Source organism: Actinomadura sp. ATCC 39365, from assembly GCF_054392275.1.
The window spans coordinates 9,583,243-9,601,681 of sequence record NZ_CP184335.1 but is presented as its reverse complement, the minus strand read 5'-3'; the positions used below and the strand labels follow the sequence as shown (position 1 = coordinate 9,601,681).

Annotated in this window: 18 protein-coding genes; 12 read left to right on the top strand and 6 right to left on the bottom strand. The window is 72.2% G+C overall.

The window, feature by feature from the left end; translation table 11 throughout:
* Positions 1-127 precede the first annotated feature (127 nt).
* Positions 128-589, top strand: coding sequence for a GNAT family N-acetyltransferase (locus ACNF49_RS45930; RefSeq protein WP_498703520.1), 462 nt, complete (start codon positions 128-130; stop codon positions 587-589).
* A gap of 26 nt (positions 590-615) precedes the next feature.
* On the opposite strand, the gene ACNF49_RS45925 is transcribed toward ACNF49_RS45930, so the two are convergent.
* Positions 616-1,062: an Lrp/AsnC family transcriptional regulator gene (locus ACNF49_RS45925; protein ID WP_357979480.1), complete on the bottom strand. Its 447-nt coding sequence runs from the start codon at positions 1,060-1,062 to the stop codon at positions 616-618.
* 93 nt (positions 1,063-1,155) lie between these two features.
* Here ACNF49_RS45925 and ACNF49_RS45920 point away from each other — a divergent pair, with 93 nt between their 5' ends.
* The gene (locus tag ACNF49_RS45920) at positions 1,156-4,641 is read left to right on the top strand and encodes an indolepyruvate ferredoxin oxidoreductase family protein (RefSeq protein ID WP_498703518.1); all 3,486 of its coding nucleotides are present in this window, start codon (positions 1,156-1,158) and stop codon (positions 4,639-4,641) included.
* Positions 4,638-5,771: an acyl-CoA dehydrogenase family protein gene (locus ACNF49_RS45915; protein WP_357979482.1), complete on the top strand. Its 1,134-nt coding sequence runs from the start codon at positions 4,638-4,640 to the stop codon at positions 5,769-5,771. The genes ACNF49_RS45920 and ACNF49_RS45915 overlap by 4 nt, the downstream gene beginning before the upstream one ends.
* 154 nt (positions 5,772-5,925) lie before the next feature.
* Here ACNF49_RS45915 and ACNF49_RS45910 read toward each other — a convergent pair whose 3' ends face one another.
* Entirely contained in the window at positions 5,926-6,438 is a 513-nt protein-coding gene (locus ACNF49_RS45910) for a hypothetical protein (RefSeq protein ID WP_482941664.1), read from the bottom strand.
* Between the two features lie 414 nt (positions 6,439-6,852).
* On the opposite strand from ACNF49_RS45910, the gene ACNF49_RS45905 reads away from it, so the two are divergent.
* Positions 6,853-7,188 (top strand): hypothetical protein, encoded by a 336-nt coding sequence (locus ACNF49_RS45905; RefSeq protein WP_482941663.1) that lies wholly within the window; start codon positions 6,853-6,855, stop codon positions 7,186-7,188.
* A gap of 128 nt (positions 7,189-7,316) precedes the next feature.
* Here ACNF49_RS45905 and ACNF49_RS45900 read toward each other — a convergent pair whose 3' ends face one another.
* Entirely contained in the window at positions 7,317-7,547 is a 231-nt protein-coding gene (locus ACNF49_RS45900) for a hypothetical protein (RefSeq protein WP_482941662.1), read from the bottom strand.
* A 255-nt stretch (positions 7,548-7,802) separates the two neighbouring features.
* Here ACNF49_RS45900 and ACNF49_RS45895 point away from each other — a divergent pair, with 255 nt between their 5' ends.
* From ACNF49_RS45895 to ACNF49_RS45860, 8 genes are all read left to right on the top strand, one after another.
* Positions 7,803-8,123 (top strand): hypothetical protein, encoded by a 321-nt coding sequence (locus ACNF49_RS45895; protein WP_482941661.1) that lies wholly within the window; start codon positions 7,803-7,805, stop codon positions 8,121-8,123.
* A gap of 697 nt (positions 8,124-8,820) precedes the next feature.
* Entirely contained in the window at positions 8,821-9,594 is a 774-nt protein-coding gene (locus tag ACNF49_RS45890) for an MBL fold metallo-hydrolase (protein ID WP_357979499.1), read from the top strand.
* Between the two features lie 113 nt (positions 9,595-9,707).
* Positions 9,708-10,601, top strand: coding sequence for a lipase family protein (locus tag ACNF49_RS45885; protein WP_357979501.1), 894 nt, complete (start codon positions 9,708-9,710; stop codon positions 10,599-10,601).
* 214 nt (positions 10,602-10,815) lie between these two features.
* Positions 10,816-12,474 carry a serine/threonine-protein kinase gene (locus ACNF49_RS45880; protein ID WP_482941660.1) on the top strand — a complete coding sequence of 553 codons (1,659 nt, stop codon included), beginning with the start codon at positions 10,816-10,818 and terminating at the stop codon, positions 12,472-12,474.
* A 158-nt stretch (positions 12,475-12,632) separates the two neighbouring features.
* Positions 12,633-12,806, top strand: coding sequence for a hypothetical protein (locus ACNF49_RS45875; RefSeq protein ID WP_352318817.1), 174 nt, complete (start codon positions 12,633-12,635; stop codon positions 12,804-12,806).
* A gap of 19 nt (positions 12,807-12,825) precedes the next feature.
* Positions 12,826-13,359, top strand: coding sequence for a MauE/DoxX family redox-associated membrane protein (locus tag ACNF49_RS45870; RefSeq protein WP_498703516.1), 534 nt, complete (start codon positions 12,826-12,828; stop codon positions 13,357-13,359).
* Between the two features lie 9 nt (positions 13,360-13,368).
* Positions 13,369-13,896: a TlpA family protein disulfide reductase gene (locus ACNF49_RS45865; protein ID WP_482941658.1), complete on the top strand. Its 528-nt coding sequence runs from the start codon at positions 13,369-13,371 to the stop codon at positions 13,894-13,896.
* Entirely contained in the window at positions 13,893-15,785 is a 1,893-nt protein-coding gene (locus ACNF49_RS45860; RefSeq protein ID WP_482941657.1) for an ABC transporter ATP-binding protein, read from the top strand. Before ACNF49_RS45865 ends, ACNF49_RS45860 begins: the two co-directional genes overlap by 4 nt.
* Here ACNF49_RS45860 and ACNF49_RS45855 read toward each other — a convergent pair.
* From ACNF49_RS45855 to ACNF49_RS45845, 3 genes are all read right to left on the bottom strand, one after another.
* Positions 15,719-16,189: a S26 family signal peptidase gene (locus ACNF49_RS45855; protein WP_482941656.1), complete on the bottom strand. Its 471-nt coding sequence runs from the start codon at positions 16,187-16,189 to the stop codon at positions 15,719-15,721. The two genes, ACNF49_RS45860 and ACNF49_RS45855, sit on opposite strands and share 67 nt — an antisense overlap.
* A 92-nt stretch (positions 16,190-16,281) precedes the next feature.
* Positions 16,282-16,983, bottom strand: a complete 702-nt coding sequence (locus tag ACNF49_RS45850) for a TetR/AcrR family transcriptional regulator (RefSeq protein ID WP_357979513.1) — start codon at positions 16,981-16,983, stop codon at positions 16,282-16,284.
* A gap of 74 nt (positions 16,984-17,057) precedes the next feature.
* Positions 17,058-18,347 carry a cytochrome P450 gene (locus tag ACNF49_RS45845; RefSeq protein ID WP_482941655.1) on the bottom strand — a complete coding sequence of 430 codons (1,290 nt, stop codon included), beginning with the start codon at positions 18,345-18,347 and terminating at the stop codon, positions 17,058-17,060.
* Between the last annotated feature and the right edge of the window lie 92 nt (positions 18,348-18,439).

The window sequence follows — 18,439 nt, the reverse complement described above, 5'->3', positions numbered from 1 at the left end:
GGCCATGAAGCTGCGGCATGACCTCCCGGCGACCGGCCGGGCCGTCGCGCCCGAAGGGCCGTCCCGGTATGGAAGGCTCTCCGCCATGCTGATAAGGAACGGGATATTTGACGACATTTCCCCGATCGTGGCGTTGCACGTGGAGAGCTGGCGTACGGCCTATGCGGGCATCATGCCCGCCGGTTTCCTGAACGGCCCCCTGGACGACGACCGGCTCGCGCTCTGGCGGGAGCGGCTGGACCCGCCCGTCCGGGGAGCGGGCCTGTTCGTCGGCCACGACGACGACGGGGAGCTGCTCGGCTTCGCCTACCTGCTGCCGGCCCCGGACGGCCGGATCCTGCTCGACAACCTGCACGTGCGGCCGGGGAGCACGGGCTCGGGCGCCGGGTCGCGCCTGCTGCGGCACGGACTGGCCTGGGCGGCGGACGAGCATCCCGGCCGGGAGGTCTACCTGGAGGTGCTCAGGGCGAACACCCGGGCCATCGGCTTCTACGAACGGCACGGCGCACGCCGCACCGACGAGCGGATGTGCCGTTTCCGGCAGGGGTTCGAGCTGCCCGAGCTGGAGTACGCCTGGCAGGTGAACTGACCGTCCGGCCACGCGCGCCGCGCGGGTCAGGTGAGGGCGTCGCGCGTCCAGGAGCCCAGGACCAGCAGGGATTTGGTGCCGGTGACGTTGCCGGCCCGGCGTAGCCGGTCGATGACCTGCTGGAGGTGTCCGAGGTCGCGCACCCGTACGTGGATGAGGGCGTCGGGGTCGCCGGCGATGGTGAAGACGGCCTGCACCTCGGGCACGTCCGTCGCCGTACGGACGATCTCGCCCACCGGCGTGGTCCCCGGGTACCGCAGCTCGGTGAACGCCTCGATGCCCCAGCCGAGCTTGGCGTAGTCGATCTGGACGGTGAACCCGGTGATCACCCCGATCTCCCTGAGCCGGTCGACCCGCCGCTTGACCGCCGCCACCGACAGCCCGACCTGCTCGGCCATCTCGGAGAAGGTGCGTCGGCCGTCCTCGCGCAGCAGCCGGAGCACCTGATGGTCGATGTCGTCGATGTCCGGCATGTGAGAATCCTCCTTGGTGACGCAAAGATCTTCTGCGCCAGAATCGCCCAGCTCACATTATTTGCGTCTTCGTTGTGGTTTCACGTCTGATACTTGCGCACAGTAGCTCTCCGTTGCTGTGCTGGGAAACCCCACATACGCATTGCCCGCCAGGAGGTTCGCGTGAGCGTGAACAGCGCGACCGTGTCGCTCGACGACAAGTACGCCGCGCCGGACGGCCGGGTGCTGATCTCCGGCATCCAGGCCCTCGTCCGGCTGACCCTCGAACAGCGGCGCCTGGACCGGGACCGCGGCCTGAACACCAGGGCCTTCGTCTCCGGCTACCAGGGCTCCCCGCTGGGTGGCCTGGACCTGGAGATGGGCCGTGCGGCCCGTTTCCTGGACGAGGCCGGCGTCGTCTTCCAGCCCGGACTCAACGAGGAGCTGGCCGCGACGGCCGTTGCCGGCACACAGCTCCTCGGCCAGGTCCCCGGCCGCAGCCACGACGGCGTCACCGCCTTCTGGTACGGCAAGAACCCCGGCCTCGACCGGGCCGCCGACGCCATCAGGCACGGCAACATGGCCGGCACCGCCGCGCTCGGCGGCGCGGTGGCCTGGATCGGCGACGACCCCGGCTGCAAGTCCTCCACCGTGCCCAGCTCGTGCGAGCCGATGTGCCAGAGCCTGTCGATGCCGCTGCTCGCGCCCGGCTCGGTCGCCGAGATCATCGAGTTCGGCCTGCACGCCGTCGCCCTGTCCCGCGCCACCGGCCTGTGGACGGGGCTGAAGATCGTCGCCGACATCGCCGACGCCTCGGCCACCGTCGAGCTCGGCGCGCCGTACGACGGCATCCCCTTCCCCGACCACGCCGACCGCGGGAAGTCGCCGATCCTGGTCGGCCCCTCCGCCCTGGACGCCGAGTACGACCTGCTCACCCGCAGGCTGGAGCTGGCCCGCGACTACGGCCGCAGGCACGGGCTCAACCGCGTCATGCGCGACGCCCCCCGCGCCACGCTCGGCATCCTGGCCTCCGGCACCACGTACGCCGTGGTCCTGCGCGCCCTTGCCGACCTCGGCCTGGACGAGAGTGCCACCGAGGACCTCGGGCTGCGCCTGATCCGGCTCGGCATGCCCTTCCCGCTGGCCGAGGCCGACCTGGCCGCCATGACCTCCGACCTCGACCGGGTGCTGGTGGTCGAGGACAAGGTGCCGTTCCTGGAAGGGCAGCTCAAGCAGGCCCTCTACGGCGGCGAGCGCGCTCCCGTCGTGTCGGGCCGGGACCTGCTGACCGCCCGCGGCACCCTCGGCGCCGAGGACGTCGCCAAGGCCCTGGCCACCTGCCTCGGCCCCGACCGGCTCCCGCGCGGGACGGTCCACCTGGCCAAGCCCGCGTCCGCCGCGCGCCGCCTGCTGCCGATGGTCGCCGCGCGCACGCCGTACTTCTGCTCGGGCTGCCCGCACAACTCCTCCACCCGCACGTCCGACGACACGCTGGTCGGCGTCGGCATCGGCTGCCACGCCATGATCGCCCTCGACGGGCACGGCCGCGGCACCCAGATCGGCATCACCCAGATGGGCGGCGAGGGCGCCCAGTGGATCGGGCTCGCGCCGTTCACCCGGGACCGGCACTTCGTGCAGAACCTCGGCGACGGCACCTTCCACCACTCCGGCTCCCTGGCCGTGCGGGCCGCGGTGGCGGCCGGGGTGACGATGACCTACAAACTGCTCTACAACGACGCCGTCGCCATGACCGGCGGCCAGCGCGCGGAAGGGCGGCTCGACGTGCCCGCGCTCACGCGCTCGCTGGCCGAGGAGGGCGTGCGCAGGATCGTCATCACCACGCCCGAGCCGGAGACGTACCGCGGGGTGCGACTCGCGCCGATCGCCTCCGTGCGGCACCGCGACGACCTCGCCGACGTCGAGCGGGAGCTGGCCGCGCTCGACGGCGTGACCGTCCTGCTGCACGACGACAAGTGCGCGGCCGAGGAACGGCGGCTGCGCAAGCGCGGCAAGCTGCCCACCCCGACGGCGAAGGTCGTGGTCAACGAGCGCGTCTGCGAGGGCTGCGGCGACTGCGGCGACGTCTCGACGTGCCTGTCCGTCCAGCCCGTCGAGACCGAGTACGGCCGCAAGACCCGCATCCACCAGGCGTCGTGCAACTCCGACCTGAGCTGCCTCAAGGGCGACTGCCCGTCGTTCCTGCTGGTCGAGCCCGGCACCAGGGCGCCGCGCGAGCTGCCGCCGCTGCCCGTGCGGCTGCCGGAGCCGGTCGCCAGGCTCGACGGCGACGCCGAGACCCTGATCCGGATGCCCGGCATCGGCGGCACCGGCGTCGTCACGGTCTCGCAGATCCTCCAGATGGCCGCCCACCTCGACGGCCTGCACGCCGCCGGCATCGAGCAGACCGGCCTCGCGCAGAAGGGCGGCCCGGTCGTCAGCGACGTGCGCATCGCCAAGCGGCCGGTGGACGGCTCGGTGCGCGCCTCGCGCGGCACGGCCGACGTGCTCATCGGGTTCGACCTGCTCGGGGTCGCGGCCGACGCCAACCTCGCCGTCGCCGCGCCCGGCCGGACGGTCGCCGTGGTGAACACCTCCATCGTGCCCACCGCGGCCATGGTCACCGGACGGGTGACCGTGCCGGGCTCCTCGGCCGACGCCGTGGCCAGGCTGGAGTCCGCCACGGAGGGCGGGGACAACCTGTACCTCGACGCCCACGAGCTGTCCGAGGCGCTGTTCGGCGACCACATGCCGGCCAACATGCTGCTGGTCGGCGCGGCGTACCAGCACGGCTGCCTGCCCGTCTCCGCCGCCTCGATCGAGGCGGCGATCAGGCTCAACAAGGCCGCCGTCGAGCAGAACCTCGCGGCCTTCCGCTGGGGCCGGGCCGCCGTCGCCGACCGTGAGGCGGTACGCCGGGCCGCGCTCGCCGAGCCCGCCGAGCTGCCCGCGCCCGGTCTCGAGGAGACGCTGGCGCTGCGGGTCGCCGACCTGACCGGCTACCAGAACCAGACCTACGCCCGTACCTACGAGACCGACGTCAGGCGCGTGATCGCGGAGGCGGCCGGGCGCGTGGGGGAGGAGGCCGGCGCGCGCGTCGGGCTCGCCTACGCCCGCTCCCTGCACAAGCTCATGGCCTACAAGGACGAGTACGAGGTCGCCCGCCTGCACCTCGACCCCGAGGAGCAGGCCAGGCGCGAGCGCGAGTACGGCGCCGACGCGGTCGTGTCCGTGCTGCTGCACCCGCCGCTGCTGCGCGCGATGGGCATGAAGCGCAAGATCCGGCTGCGCCGCTCCGCCCCGACGCTGTTCCGCGGCCTGCGGGCCGCACGCGTGCTGCGCGGGACCGCCTTCGACGTGTTCGGCCAGGCCGAGCTCCGCCGGGTCGAAAGGGAACTGATCACCGAATATCGTGATCTCATGCGTGCCGCCCTCGCCCGGCTGACCCCCGGCACGATCGACGCCGTCGCCGAGATCGCCGGCCTTCCCGGGTCGATCCGCGGGTACGAGGACATCAAGCTCGCCCGCGTCGCCGAGTTCCGTGAGCGGGCCGCGGCCGCCCTGGCCCGCCTCGCCGAAGCCGCACCCAAGGAGTCGTCGTGACCGTTGACCGCCTGCTCCCCGACCAGGACGCCAAAGACCTGATCGAGCTGACCCGCGACATCGCCGACAAGGAGCTCGCGCGCCGGGTCGACGAGCACGAGCGCGCGGAGACGTACCCGGAGGGGCTGTTCGCCACGCTCGGCGCGGCCGGGCTGCTCGGGCTGCCCTACCCCGAGGAGTTCGGCGGGGGCGGCCAGCCGTACGAGGTGTACCTCCAGGTGATCGAGGAACTGGCGGCGCGCTGGGCGGCGGTCGCGGTGGCGACGAGCGTGCACACGCTGGCCTGCTTCCCCGTGGCCGCGTACGGCACCCCCGAGCAGCGCGAACGGTGGCTGCCCGACATGCTGGCCGGGCGGATCGTCGGCGGCTACAGCCTGTCGGAGCCGCAGGCGGGCTCGGACGCGGGCGCGCTCACCTGCCGGGCCGAGCGCACCGAGAGCGGCGACTACCGCATCACCGGCAACAAGGCATGGATCACCCATGGCGGCATCGCCGACTTCTACGCCCTGTTCGCCCGTACCGGCGAGCGCATCTCCTGCTTCGTCGCGCCCGGCGCGGCCGAAGGGCTGACGTTCGGCCGCCCCGAGGAGAAGATGGGCCTGCACGCCGTGCCGACCACCAGCGCTCACTGGGACGGCGCCGTCATCGACGGCGACCGGCTGATCGGCGAGGAAGGTCAGGGCCTGCAGATCGCCTTCAGCGCCCTCGACTCCGGCCGGCTCGGCATCGCCGCCTGCGCCGTCGGCCTGGCCCAGGCGGCCCTCGACGAGGCCGTCGCCTACGCCAAGGAACGGCAGACCTTCGGCAAGCGCATCATCGACCACCAGGGCCTCGGCTTCCTGCTGGCCGACATGGCGGCCGGGGTGGACAGCGCGCGCGCGACCTACCTGGACGCCGCCCGCCGCCGGGACGCCGGCCTCGACTACAGCAGGCAGGCCAGCGTGGCCAAACTGGTCGCCACGGACACCGCCATGAAGGTCACGACGGACGCGGTCCAGGTGTTCGGCGGCTACGGGTACACCAGGGAGTTCCGAGTGGAGCGGTACATGCGCGAGGCCAAAATCATGCAGATCTTCGAGGGCACCAACCAGATCCAGCGCCTGGTCATCGCCCGCCAACTGGCGAAGTAGCCCTTGAGGTGCGAGAGCCCCGTGTGACCAGTGTCGGAGATCGCCCAGTTCTACGAGGGCAGAGCGCAACGCGGGCGCCTGCGTGGACCGTGCACAAGCGAGCCCATGACCGGCGCAAGCCCGCTGCGTCCATGCCCGGAGGAACACCCATCGATCACGGTTTGCTGCCCGCTGTGATCTTGCCGACGATCGCGCCGGCAACGGATGCCACTCCGCGCACCAAGGTGCGCCACCATGTGCCAGGCCGGTTGGCCCAGGCGATGACCGGGTCCGTGTGCTGCGGCAGCAGGACGACGAACTCGCCCGAGGGCTGGGCGACTCGTGCGATGCCGATGGGGTCATGGGCGGCGAGCAGGTCCTTCACAGCTTCGGCACCGTCGGTGATGTGGTCGAGGTGTGCCTGAACGGCGACTCTGTCCGCCGGCCCGTTGACCCAGACGGCGATTGGGGCGCCGTTCCGCAGTGCGTTGAGGAGCCGGGTCCGCAACGGGCTGGGTACGGCGGTCAGAACCTTGTCATGCAGGCGCTCTTGCCCGCAGGGAACGGTGGACACCGCCGCGGCTCGTTTGCAGCGCGGGCAGGCTTGGGCGCTGCTGGTCCTGAAGTGGTGCCGGTAGACCACTATCTGTTCTGCCGGGATGCCGCATAGCGTGGCGTGGGCTCCCATCGCATGCTCCGCTTCGGGGGAGCGGCCGTGTTTTGCGGCGGCGAATCGGGCCGGTCCTCTCGCGGAGGCGAACGACCAGCCCGCGCCTTCCCCGGTCATCGTCCACCGCCGCCTTCAGGCTCGTCTTCGGCCAGGGCGACTTCGATCCTGCACCGGGCAATGTCCACCCTGAGTGATGCCACGGTGAAAAGCGCTCGCTTCGGAAGAGTGCCGTACATGCCCGTCAGGGTGGCACCGCTCTCGGTGGCAGGGCAACGCATGATCGCCGGGCCATGAGCGGGCCATCAAGGGCGGTCAACAGCGAGTGGTCACGGTCACTCGCGGACTGCTGCTCGCCCAGGTCGGGGGCGTTTCTCCTGGTGATCCGGCCGATTCGCCGGACGGTTCGATTTCTCTCCACGGATGGAGCCTGCAATGATCAGCGGATGGAGTTGGAGCTCGAGCCGCCGCACGGGATCGGTCCGCTGCGGCTCGGTGCGATACCGCGACGTCGACATCTTTGGCTTGCCCGCGCTGGAGGTCGTGGAGCGGCTCCGAAGCCACATCGAGCTCACGCCGAACGAAGACGATGACGGGTTCACGGCGCGAGCGACATACCTCGCGTTGTGGCGACCGTTCGCAGCCGATGACGACCCAGATGAGGCACAGGGGCACTTCTTTCAATCGGTGCTCGTGGCCCGGCCGGGCTACGACGACACTCCCGCCGAGGCAGCGGCCCGGCTGGCCGCTGGGGGCGAACCCGGCTACTGATCAACCCAGGACTGTGCGTTCGCCTCGCTCTGCTGGAGAGGGCGCATCATGATGAGGCCGATGGTGGCCGGTCTTGCTGACAACGTCCCTGGATACCGATGGACGTTCGTGGAAGGACTGGCTACAGATCAGATGTGCTCCCCAGTCTGACCACCCTGGAGTTCGTCAAGGCCTCGCCGGCAGACAGCCCACTGAATGTTCTCGCTGCCGGCATCAGCGAGAATCACGCTCGCGACGATCGCGTCATGACAGGGAGGGTTTCCGTGCTGGCTGCAACCGCCTCTGGCAGCCGTACTGGTGCGCTTCTTGTACCAACTCGAAGGTTGAGGGGAGAGGATCTCCACGATGGTCGACTTCATGCCCCTCAATGTAGGAAACCGCGTCCGACAGTGCGAGAGGCCACATCCAGCGATTGGTCATCGCCCGCCGGCTCGCCAAGTAGCTCCTGACGCCGCGACCCCGTCTCCCATCGCAGAGAGGCGGGGCTTGTTGCTTCGCGGGCTGTGTGTGACAGGCCCTCATTACTATCGTTACGGATAGTAGTTGATTAATCACCCTATGCTTATGGTTGGGGTTGGGTGGCATTCGCGCCCGTTTTCGAAGGGAAACCGATCATGCGACGCATCCCGATCGCACTGGCCGCCCTCGCCGCCGCCGGCGCCGTGGCGATGGCCCCGCTCACCACAGCCCAGGCCGCCTCCGCTGTCTCGCTCAACGCGCCGATGGCGCGGGCGGGCGAGGTCTTCACGTGTCAGGAGGTGGACGCGCAGTTGCCGGTCGTCTTCGCCCGCGGCTGCGACACCGGCCACTGGGGGCCCGTTTCGAACTTCCTCATCAACTCCAGAGACCGGACCGTCTACCACTGCGCCACCGGCTGGGCCGAAGGCAGCCTGTGGGTCCGTGGCCAAGACTGCCGGCGGCTCCAGAGCTCCTGACCGGCTGACGGTTCAGACCGGTGGCCCCAACCGTCGTGGGCGCGTGGGGGAGTCCGTCCGGGAAGTGCGTGAACCGCTGGGACTGGTGACTGCATCGTGAGCGCCGCCGGTCCGGCGGCGGCCGGGAGGGGCCTGAGAGCCGCACCCGGCGGGCCGATCCGCCAGGCAGCGCCGAGCACTCCCGCCGGCCCTCCGCACGCGCCTCGCAGGCGTACCGGGTCGGGCCGTTGGAGGAGCCGAGGGCGTTCGCGCCCTTCCCGCCGACGCGTGTCGCCGACACCGCCACCGCCCAGGCCCCCGCCGAGGAATGGAAGCGCCGTTCCTGCGGCGTTCCGGATCTCGCGCCACCTCTGGGCGGGCGTGGTCATCGGCGCTTCGCGTCTCCACCTACTGGGGTCAGGGCCGGCAGCCGGTACGTCGCCCGCATCGGGCACAAGAGCCCCGCTTGGCGAGCGCGCCTCCTGACCGGCCTGGTCCGAGGGGGGAGCCGTGGCGATGAAAGCCCGGCTCCGGGCGGGCCTCCGGATCTTCCCCCCGCACTCCCGCGGCGCCCGCGAAAGCCCCCATGAGGTCGCCGCAGCCCAAATCCCCGGCTCTCCATCCTGCTGCCGGTCGGCATGTGCGATGCCGAGTCCCTCGGCAGCCTGACGCAGGGCATCCCTCCCTGCCCACGTCCCCCGTGACGGAAAGGAACCGCATGCGGTTGCATCTCATCGGCACTGGATCGATCTTCACCGACCGGATGAGCGCGAGTGCGCTCATCGACGGCACGCTCCTCATCGACACACCCAACGGCTCGGTCAAGGCGATGCGCCGCGGCGGGATCGACCTGACGGCCATCGACATCTGCCTGATCACACACTTCCACGCCGACCACTTCTTCGACATCATCTTCCTGCTCATGGAGCAGGGGCTGCTGCGCGAGCGCGACCGTGAGCTCGTCCTGCTCGGGCCCACCGGGCTGGAAGAACGCATCCGGCACCTGTTCCAGATCAGCTATCCGGGCACCTGGGAGACCGTCGAGCCCAACCTGCGGCCGCGATTCGTCGAGTTCGGCCATGACGGCGGCCGATGGCAGGGCCCCGGTCAGGGACGCGACTACCTGGTGCGGGCCCTGCCGGTGCAGCACACCACGCCGATCGCGCTGGGTTACGCCGTCACCGACGACGAGTCCACCACGCTGGGCTACACCGGCGACACCGTGTACTGCCCGTCGGTGGAGGACCTCGCCGCCACCGGCGCGGTCGTGGTGCTCGACACGTCCTTCCGCACCTCCAGGGCCGGCCACATGGGCCTGGACGACGTGGAGGCCCTGGCCGGACGCTGGCCCGACCGCACCTTCATCCCCACCCACCTGGGCGACGACGTCACCGGCTCCGACCGGCCCAACATCGTCTTCCCGGCCGACGGGCAGACCTTCACCCTCGACGCGAGCGGCCTGACCGGCAGCCCGTCGCGGCCGGGCCGCTGAACGTCCGAGCACGTCGACATGGAAGGCGGCATACCCGCACAGCGCGGACGCTTGGTCAAGCAGCGGGTACGGACAGTGACGACAGCTCGGAGCGCTTCACACGGGGGACGTCCATGACCGCGATCACCTTCGACCACGCCGCCACCGGCTACACCCTGGCCCAGGCCCGCCGCCTGGCCCACGCCGCCGCCCTGGCCTACAGGGACGAACCCGAGATCCGAGCCACCGCCAACGGCTGGGGCTTCGACCGTGTCAGAAGCTTCCGCGTGCCGCACGCCGCGCCGTTCCCGCTGGAGGACACCCAGGCGTACGTCGCGGCCAGCGACCACATGATCATCGTCGCCTTCCGCGGCACCCAGCCCGAGGAGCTGCGCGACTGGCTCTCGGACGCCGACACCCTGCTCACCCCGTACACCGCCGCCGACGGCAACATCCACGCCGGCTTCTACCGCGCCCTGGACGTCGTGCACCCCGCCCTGCTGCACACCCTGGAGGAGTGGCACACCTCGCGCCAGTCGCTGTGGTTCACCGGGCACAGCCTCGGCGGCGCGCTGGCCATGCTCGCCGCCGCCCGTACCCACTTCGAGGACCCCACGCTGCTCGCCGACGGCGTGTACACCTACGGCCAGCCCCGTACCTGCTGTCCCAAGCTCGCCGCCGCCTACGACCAGGCCTTCGGCGGACGCACCTTCCGCTTCGTCAACAACAACGACATCGTCGCCCAGCTCCCGCCCGCTCCGCTGTTCCACCACGTCGCCGAAGAACGGTACTTCGACACCCACGGCAAGCTGCACGACAGGATGCCGACCGTGACCGGCCTGATCGACCGGTTCGCCGGGGCCACCGCCGACCCGCTGGCCCCCGGCGCCGACGGCATCCGCGACCACTTCATCAACGCCTACCTGGCCAGGTTCGACGCCGCCGAGCAGGCAGGGACCTCTCCGGCCGCCGGCCGGAAAGCGAAGTCCGGCCGCGGCGGTGCGCTGAACGGCCTGCTGCCCGAGTAGGCCCGGCGCCCCGGCCGGACGGTGACGACCGTCAGGTGCCGCCGAGCCCGCCGCACCTGACGGCCCGAACGCCGCCCGGATGCCGCCCCGATGCCGCCCGGACGCCACCCCGACGCCGCCCGGACATCCCAATGGTCCGGGTGCTCCGCAGTGACTTGACCCACTGTGTGTGGCATTGAGGAGATCTTGCCGGCGAGCGCTAGGGTGAGATCTCGTGCAGTCGCTCACGCCGGAAGACTTATCGTGGATCGGCCCCTATCAGCTGGTCGAAGTGCTGGGGCGAGGCGGTCAGGGAACGGTCTACCTGGGCCGGGCGCCGTCCGGCGAGCAGGTCGCGATCAAGGTGCTGCACGCCGATGCCGCGGCGGACGAGAACGCACGCCGCCGCTTCCTGCGCGAGGCCGAGGCGGCCCGCCGGGTCGCCGCGTTCTGCACCGCGCGGGTGCTGGACACGGGCCTGGTGGGCGGCCGGCCGTACATCGTCAGCGAGCACATCCCGGGGCCGTCGCTCGACCTGCTGGTCAGGACCGAGGGGCCGCGTTCGGGCAGCGGGCTGGAGCGGCTCGCGGTGGCCACGCTCACCGCGCTGGCGGCCATCCACCGGGCCGGGATCATCCACCGCGACTTCAAGCCGCACAATGTGATCATGGGCCCTGAGGGGCCCGTGGTGATCGACTTCGGGATCGCCAGGGTGACCGCCCAGACGGCCACGCACAGCGTGATGGGCACCCCCGTCTACATGGCGCCGGAGCAGTTCGGGGGAGCGCCGATCACCCCGGCGGCCGACATGTTCAGCTGGGCGGCCACCATGGTCTACGCGGCCACCGGGCGGCAGGCCTTCCGCGGGGACACCTTCCCCGCGATCATGCACGCCATTCTGACCCGCGAACCCGACCTGTCGTCGGTGCCGCCGGAACTTCGTCCGGCGCTGGCGGCCTGCCTGGTCAAGGATCCCACGGCCCGGCCGGACGCCGCCGCCCTGGTACGCCGCCTGACCGGCGACGAACCTCCCGTCCCGACGGCGCCGCACGGGCCGCCTGGATGGGGCGTCCCTCCCCGTCCCCCCGGCGACGGCGACGGTGGCGGTGGCGGCCGGTCGAAGCGGATCGGCCTGGCCGTCGGCGCCGGAGCGGTCGCTCTGGTGCTGGTCGTGGTGGGCGTACGAGCCGTGGCCAAGAACGCGGTACGGGGAGCGCTGTCGAGCGGCCGCCCCTCCACCGCTGCCTCCTCCCCGCAGCCGAGCCCCTCTGACACGCCGACGCCTTCTCAGACGCCTTCCCAGACCGCTTCGGAGAAGCCGCGCGAGGACCCGTTCACCCCCGCCGACCTCGACAAGGAGAGCACGGACCCGACCCCGATCACGGCCGACGCCCTGCTCCCGCAGTCGTTCACGAGCGCCATGGGGGTGCGTTTCAGCCGTAAGGCGGCCGGGGTGGAGGACTGCCCGAGCCCGTGGCCCGTCGCCAGGGTCAAGTCCGCCCTGCGCAAGGCGCGCTGCGACGACATGGCCGTGGGCGTCTACGTCAGCTCGGGCGCCCCGAAGGGACGCGTCATGGTGACCGTCTGGGTCGTCCCGCTGAAGGACTCGGGCCGGGCCGGCGCCGCGTACGGAAGGCTCAAGAACGTCTACGCGCAGGAATGGGGCATCCGGTGCCCGCAGACGGGTCCGGGGTCGACCGGAATCTGCTACACGTCGAACTGGTGGGACGTGCAGCTCTACTCGTGGACCGGGCAGCGCGGCCGGTACGTGATCCGCACCCTGGCCGTCTACACGAACCTCACCCGAGCCGCCGCCGCGGCCAAGTGGCTCAAGGACGCCTCGCGCGCGGCGTTCAAGAAATCGGGCCCCCTGGTTCACCAGAACGGACAGTGAACGACACCGACGGCCTACGTGCGCATAAAGATCAGATCCGAAATGTCAAGATCACTTGCTGCTCAAAGCCAACTCCAGTCTCAGCCGATCTCTCCGTTAACTCCGGTCTCTTGCTGGGCGACGTTGATCGCGTAAAGATCCCCACGCAAGGAGCTGCCATGATCCGCGCACTCAACCAGCTGGGAGACCGCCTCCTCGACAAACTCCTCCCCTCGGCGAACGCGTCGGCCGCGTGCTGGACCGACTGGTGCTGCCAGGGCAAGTTCTGCCGGACCTGCTGCTACCACGACTCCAGCGGCACGGTCAGCTGCGGCAGCTTCGACTACTGCTGACGCCCCCTCCCGATCTCCCATGACAGCCATGCAGTACGTCGCGCTGGCCTGCCGGGTGACGCTGGGCGTGGTCTTCCTGGTCGCGGTGGCCGGCAAGGTGCGCGGCAGGTCCGCGTTCGCCGGGTTCCGCGGGTCCGTGCGCGGCCTGGTCCCCCTGGGGCCGCGGGCCGTCACGGCGCTGAGCGGCGCCGTCGTCCTGGCCGAAGGGTGCGTCGTCGTACTGCTGGCGATCCCCGGGACAGTGCGGGCCGGCATGATGCTGGCCGGCACCGTCCTGGTGGGTTTCTGCGCCGGCATCGTCAGGGCGATGCGGTCGGGCTCCACGACGCCGTGCCGGTGCTTCGGCGCCGCCGGGACGCCGCTCGGCCGCCGCCACCTCGTCCGCAACGCCGGGCTGCTCGCGCTCGTCGCCGCCGGGCTCGTGCCGGGGCACGCCGCACCGCATCCGGCGGGCGTCGCCCTGAGCGTGCTGGCCGGCGGCGTCCTCGCCGTCATCGTGATCTTCTTCGACGACCTCGCCGACCTGTTCGCCGCACAACCGCGTCACCCCTGAGGAGCCCGCATGCCCTATCTCGCCGCCGCCGTCGTCATCGTCGGACTGTTGTGCCTGGTGAACCTGGTGCTGACCCTGGCGGTGATCCGCCGCCTGCGCGCGCACACGCTGCAGCTGTCGGAGCTGGGGCCGACGCGTCCCCCGACGGTGCAGCCGGGCACGACGATCGGCGAGTTCAGCGCGACCGCCGCCGACGGCGGGACCGTGTCGCGCGCGTTCTTCTCGGGGGTCTCCGTGGTGGCGGTGTTCTCCACCGAGTGCGCGTCCTGCCACGAGCTGCTGCCGGAGTTCACGTCCTACCTCGCCGACACGCGTCCCGAGCGCGTGCTGGCCGTGGTGACGGGCGACCCGGAGGAGGCCCGGCGATTCACCCGCGAGCTGACCTCGGCCACCGTCGTCGTGGAGCCGATGGGCGGCCCGGTGAGCAGGGCGCTGCAGGTCTCGCAGTTCCCCAGCTTCTTCCTGGTCGACGGCGACGCGGTGGTCGTGGCGGCCGACACCGCCCCGGGCAGGCTGCCGGCGGTCACCCGCCGATGACCCCTCCCGCCGGGCCCGGCGGGGCCGCCCGGGGACGCGGTGCGCGCGCGGCCGTGGCGCTCGCCTGGCGGGCGCACCCGGCCGCCGTCCTGGGGTCGGGGATCGCGGTGCTGCTCATGGGCCTGGTCCCGGTGGCCGCGGCGTGGCTGACCAAGCTCGTCCTCGACGGCCTGGCCGCCGGGGCGGGGCCCGCCGAACTGCTGCCGCCCGGCGTGGCTCTCGGCGTGACCGGCCTGGCCGGCGCGGCCCTGCCCGCGGTCGCGGAGTACGCCCAGGAGCAGCTCCGCCGCGCGCTCCAGGTGCTGATCCAGGACCGGCTGTTCCAGGCCGTCAACGCCCATCCGGGGTTGAGCCGGTTCGAGAACCCGGCCTTCCACGACCGCGTACGGCTGGCGCAGGAGGCCGGTCAGAACGCGCCGCAGCGGATCGTCCGCTCGACCCTGGGGATCGCCCAGGGAGCCGTCACCCTCGCCGGGTTCACCGCGGCGCTGGCCGTGCTCGCGCCGGGGATGATCGTCGTCGTGGCGCTCTCGGCGATCCCCTCGGTCCGCGCCCAGCTCGACCTGTCCCGGCGCCGCGCGGGCATGATGTGGGGCGTCAGCTCCAGGGCCCGGCGGCAGATCTTCTTCGCCGGGCTGCTCACCAGCCCCGACGCGGCCAAGGAGATCCGCCTGTTCGGCCTCGGCGACCTGCTGCGCGGCCGGATGCTGGGCGAGCTGCGCGCGGTCAACGCCGCCGAGCAGGGGCTCGCCCGCCGGACCCTGCGTACCCAGGGAGCGTTGTCGCTGGTGGGGGCGGCCGTCGCGGCGGCCGGCCTGCTCTGGGCGATCATCGCCGCCGCGTCGGGCGCGCTGAGCGTCGGCGACGTCGCCGTGTTCGTCGCGGCCGTGGCCGGGGTGCAGTCGGCGCTGGCATCGATCGTCGGCCAGTCGGCGGACGCGCACAACGCGCTGCTGATGTTCGGGCACTACCTCGACGTGGTCGCCGACCCGCCCGACCTGCCCGTGCCGGGGCGGCCGCGGCCCGTCCCGGCGTTGCGCGAGGGCATCGAGGTGCGCGACGTCTGGTTCCGGTACGACGAGAGCCATCCGTGGGTGCTGCGCGGGGTCGACCTCTTCATCCCCCGCGGCGGCTCGCTGGCCCTCGTCGGCCTGAACGGCGCGGGCAAGAGCACCCTGGTCAAGCTGATCTGCCGGCTGTACGACCCGGTGCGCGGGTCCATCCTCTGGGACGGCGTCGACCTGCGCGAGACGGACCCCGCCGAGCTGCGCGGCCGCATCGGCGCGGTGTTCCAGGACTACATGTCCTACGACCTGACCGCGGCCGAGAACATCGGGCTCGGCGACGTCGAGGCGATCGGCGACCGGGGGCGGGTCGAGGCCGCCGCCCGGCTGGCCGGCGTCCACGAGACGGTGGCCGCGCTGCCGCGGGGCTACGACACGCTGCTGAGCCGGATCTTCTTCGGCGACCGGGACGACCCCCAGGCCGGAGTGGTGCTGTCCGGCGGTCAGTGGCAGCGCCTCGCGCTGGCCCGCGCCCTGATGCGGAAGGGCCGCGACCTGCTCGTGCTGGACGAGCCGAGCTCCGGCCTGGACGCGCAGGCCGAGCACGCCATCCACCAGAGCCTGCGCCGCCACCGCGCCGGAGGCACCAGCCTGCTGATCTCCCACCGGCTGGGCGCGGTCCGGGAGGCGGACGTGATCGTCGTGCTCGCCGAAGGGCGGATCGCCGAGCAGGGCTCGCACGCGGAGCTGATGGCGCTCGGCGGGGAGTACGCGAGCCTGTTCACCCTCCAGGCCCAGGGCTACGAGCCGGCCGCCCCTCAGGGCTCACGGGCAGGCGACAGCGCCCGGACGACGACGCCGAGCACCCGGTCGAACGGCACGTAACCCCACACCCGCGAGTCCTCGCTGACCGGCCCGTCACCCAGGACCACCAGCCGGCCCGCCGGGACCCTGTCGCCGGGCGACGCCCCCACCCGGCCCGCGACCTCGGGCGGAACCGGGTCGCCCGGCACGGCCACCGCCCGCTTGATGAACCACCTGGCCGCACCCGGCGCCGGCAGCGGCCCGGTACGCCACTCGCCCCCGGGCGGCAACGTCTGCAGCACCACGACCTGACCGCGCCCGACGCCCGCCCCCGTCGTCCGGCGGACGAGCACCCGGTCGCCGGTGCGGTAGGTCGGCAGCATGCTCGCCCCGCTGATCCGGACGATGACCAGGCGCCGCCGGGCGACGACCAGCCCGGTGGCGAGGGCCGCGATCGGGGCCAGCAGGATCAGGACACGCCGCACGACGCCCTCCCAAGTCGATCATCACCGGAGACTGCCGACACTAGCGCCGGATCTGCCCGCCGGACAGCCCGTACCGCCCCCGAAGGGGCTGCTCACCTCGCGGCCGGCTGCCTGGCGGGCTCGGGGTGGCCGGGGTGGTCGAGGCCGGCGGTGAGCTGGTCGATCGCCGTGTCGATCCGCCGTCCGAGCAGGGCGGTGTCCGGCGGCCCCGCGGCGGCCGCGGTCTGCCGGAGCCACTGGTCGAGGACGACGCGCAGCGCCGTCAGGGCCGCGGCCGCGCACAGCAGGGGATATCCGGTGTCGCCGGGACGGCCGGGGGCGGGGTGGCCGATGTGCTCGGCGATCGCCTCCGCCAGGGCCTGTTCCTGCGCGGCGAGCACGGCCAGTTGCTGGGGCACCAGCGTGGGCGCCGAGCGGACGAGCTGCAACGCCCGGACGTGCTCGCGGCCGGCGGCGTCGCTCTCGTTCATGACCGTCAGCACGGCCTCGCGGAAGGCGCGCAGCACCGGCTCGGTCCGCGGCCGGGCCCTGAACCGGGCGATGAGCTCCTGCGCGGCGGCGGCCAGCGGGGCCACCACCGCCTCCTCCTTGCTGGAGAAGTAGTTGAAGAACGTGCGCAGCGCGATGTCGGCCTCGCCGGCGATCTGCTCGACGGTCACGTTCTCGACGCCGTGGCGCAGGGCCAGCCGGAGCGCCGCCTCGCGGAGGGCGGCGCGGGTGGCCTGCTTCTTGCGTTCGCGGCGGCCGACGGCCGGCGACGCGGGCTCCCCGCCGCCCGATGCGAGCTGAACCACCCCGGCCTCCTCTGCCACGGTCCTCATTATGGGCTCCGGCGAGGCGACGGGGCTCCGGCGCGCGTCGCGCCCGGTCAGGACCAGGCGACGGGCAGGGAGTGCACGCCGAAGATGAGCATCTCGTTGCGCACCGGCACCTGGTCGGCCGGCACCCCCAGCCGCAGGTCCGGCAGGCGGGTGATCAGCTCCTTGAGGCCGATGCGCATCTCCACCCGGGCGAGCTGCTGGCCCAGGCACTGGTGCACGCCGTGCCCGAAGGCCAGGTGCGGGACGCGGGCGCGGTTGACGTCGAAGCGGTCGGCGTCGGGCCAGTGGCGGGGGTCGCGGTTGACCTCGGGCGTGGCGATCACGACGGTCGCGCCGGCGGGCAGGTCGGCGCCGCCCAGCGTGACGGGCTCGGTCGTGACGCGGCTGACGCCGAGCTGGATGATGCTCAGGAAGCGCAGCAGCTCCTCGACCGCGTTGTCGACGAGGGACGGGTCCGCCCGCAGGGCGGCGAGCTGGGCGGGGTGCTCCAGCAGGGCGAAGGCCCCGAGCCCCAGCATGTTGGCGGTGGTCTCGTGGCCCGCGCCGAGCAGGACGAGGGCGACGTCCACGAGCTGGGCGTCGGTCAGCGGCGGGTCGGCGTCGTGGACGAGCCCCGACAGCAGGTCGTCGGCCGGCTCGGCGCGCTTGGCGGCCACCAGCCGCTGCATGAACGCGTACAGCTCGACGCCCGCCACGGCCCGCTCCTCGTCGGTGGAGTTGGCGTTCAGCCCGACGGAGGTGCGTTCCTGGAACTCGGCGCGGTCGGCGTAGTCGACGCCGAGCAGCTCGCAGATGACCAGGGACGGCAGCGGCAGCGCGAACGACGGCACGAGGTCGGCCTGCGTGCCGGCCGCCTTCATCGCCTCGATGTGCTCGACCGCGATCTCGGTGACCCGGGTCTCCAGCTCCCGCATGCGCCGTACGGTGAACTGGCCGGTCAGCAGCCGGCGGATGCGGGTGTGCTCGGGCGGGTCCATGAACACGAAGAAGCCGTCCTCGCGGCTCTCGACGGACGGGCCCGCCGGGAGGGCGCCGGCCGCCTGCTCGGCCACCTCGTGCGGCTGCAGCGACGTGGCCTCGCGGTGGCGGACCCGGTCGGCGCTGAAGCGGGCGTCCGACAGGACGGTGCGGGCCTCGTCGAAGCCGGTGACCAGCCACGCCCGCGCGCCGTTGAGCAGCTCCACCGGCCGGACCGGGTCCTGGCCGCGCCGCTCCCGCAGGCCCGGCGGCGGGTCGAACGGGCACCCGCCGCGCTCGACCAGGTCGGCGGGCAGGATCCGGCGCATCGCCGTGGGGCTCGCGCCGGGGGAGTCGTCGGTCAGGCTGCGGTCGCTCATCGGCACGTCCTGTTCTCTCGGGTGCGGGCCGTTCCACCCTACAAACATGCACGACGCGCATCAATGCACGTTGTGCATGTCCATTCGGACGC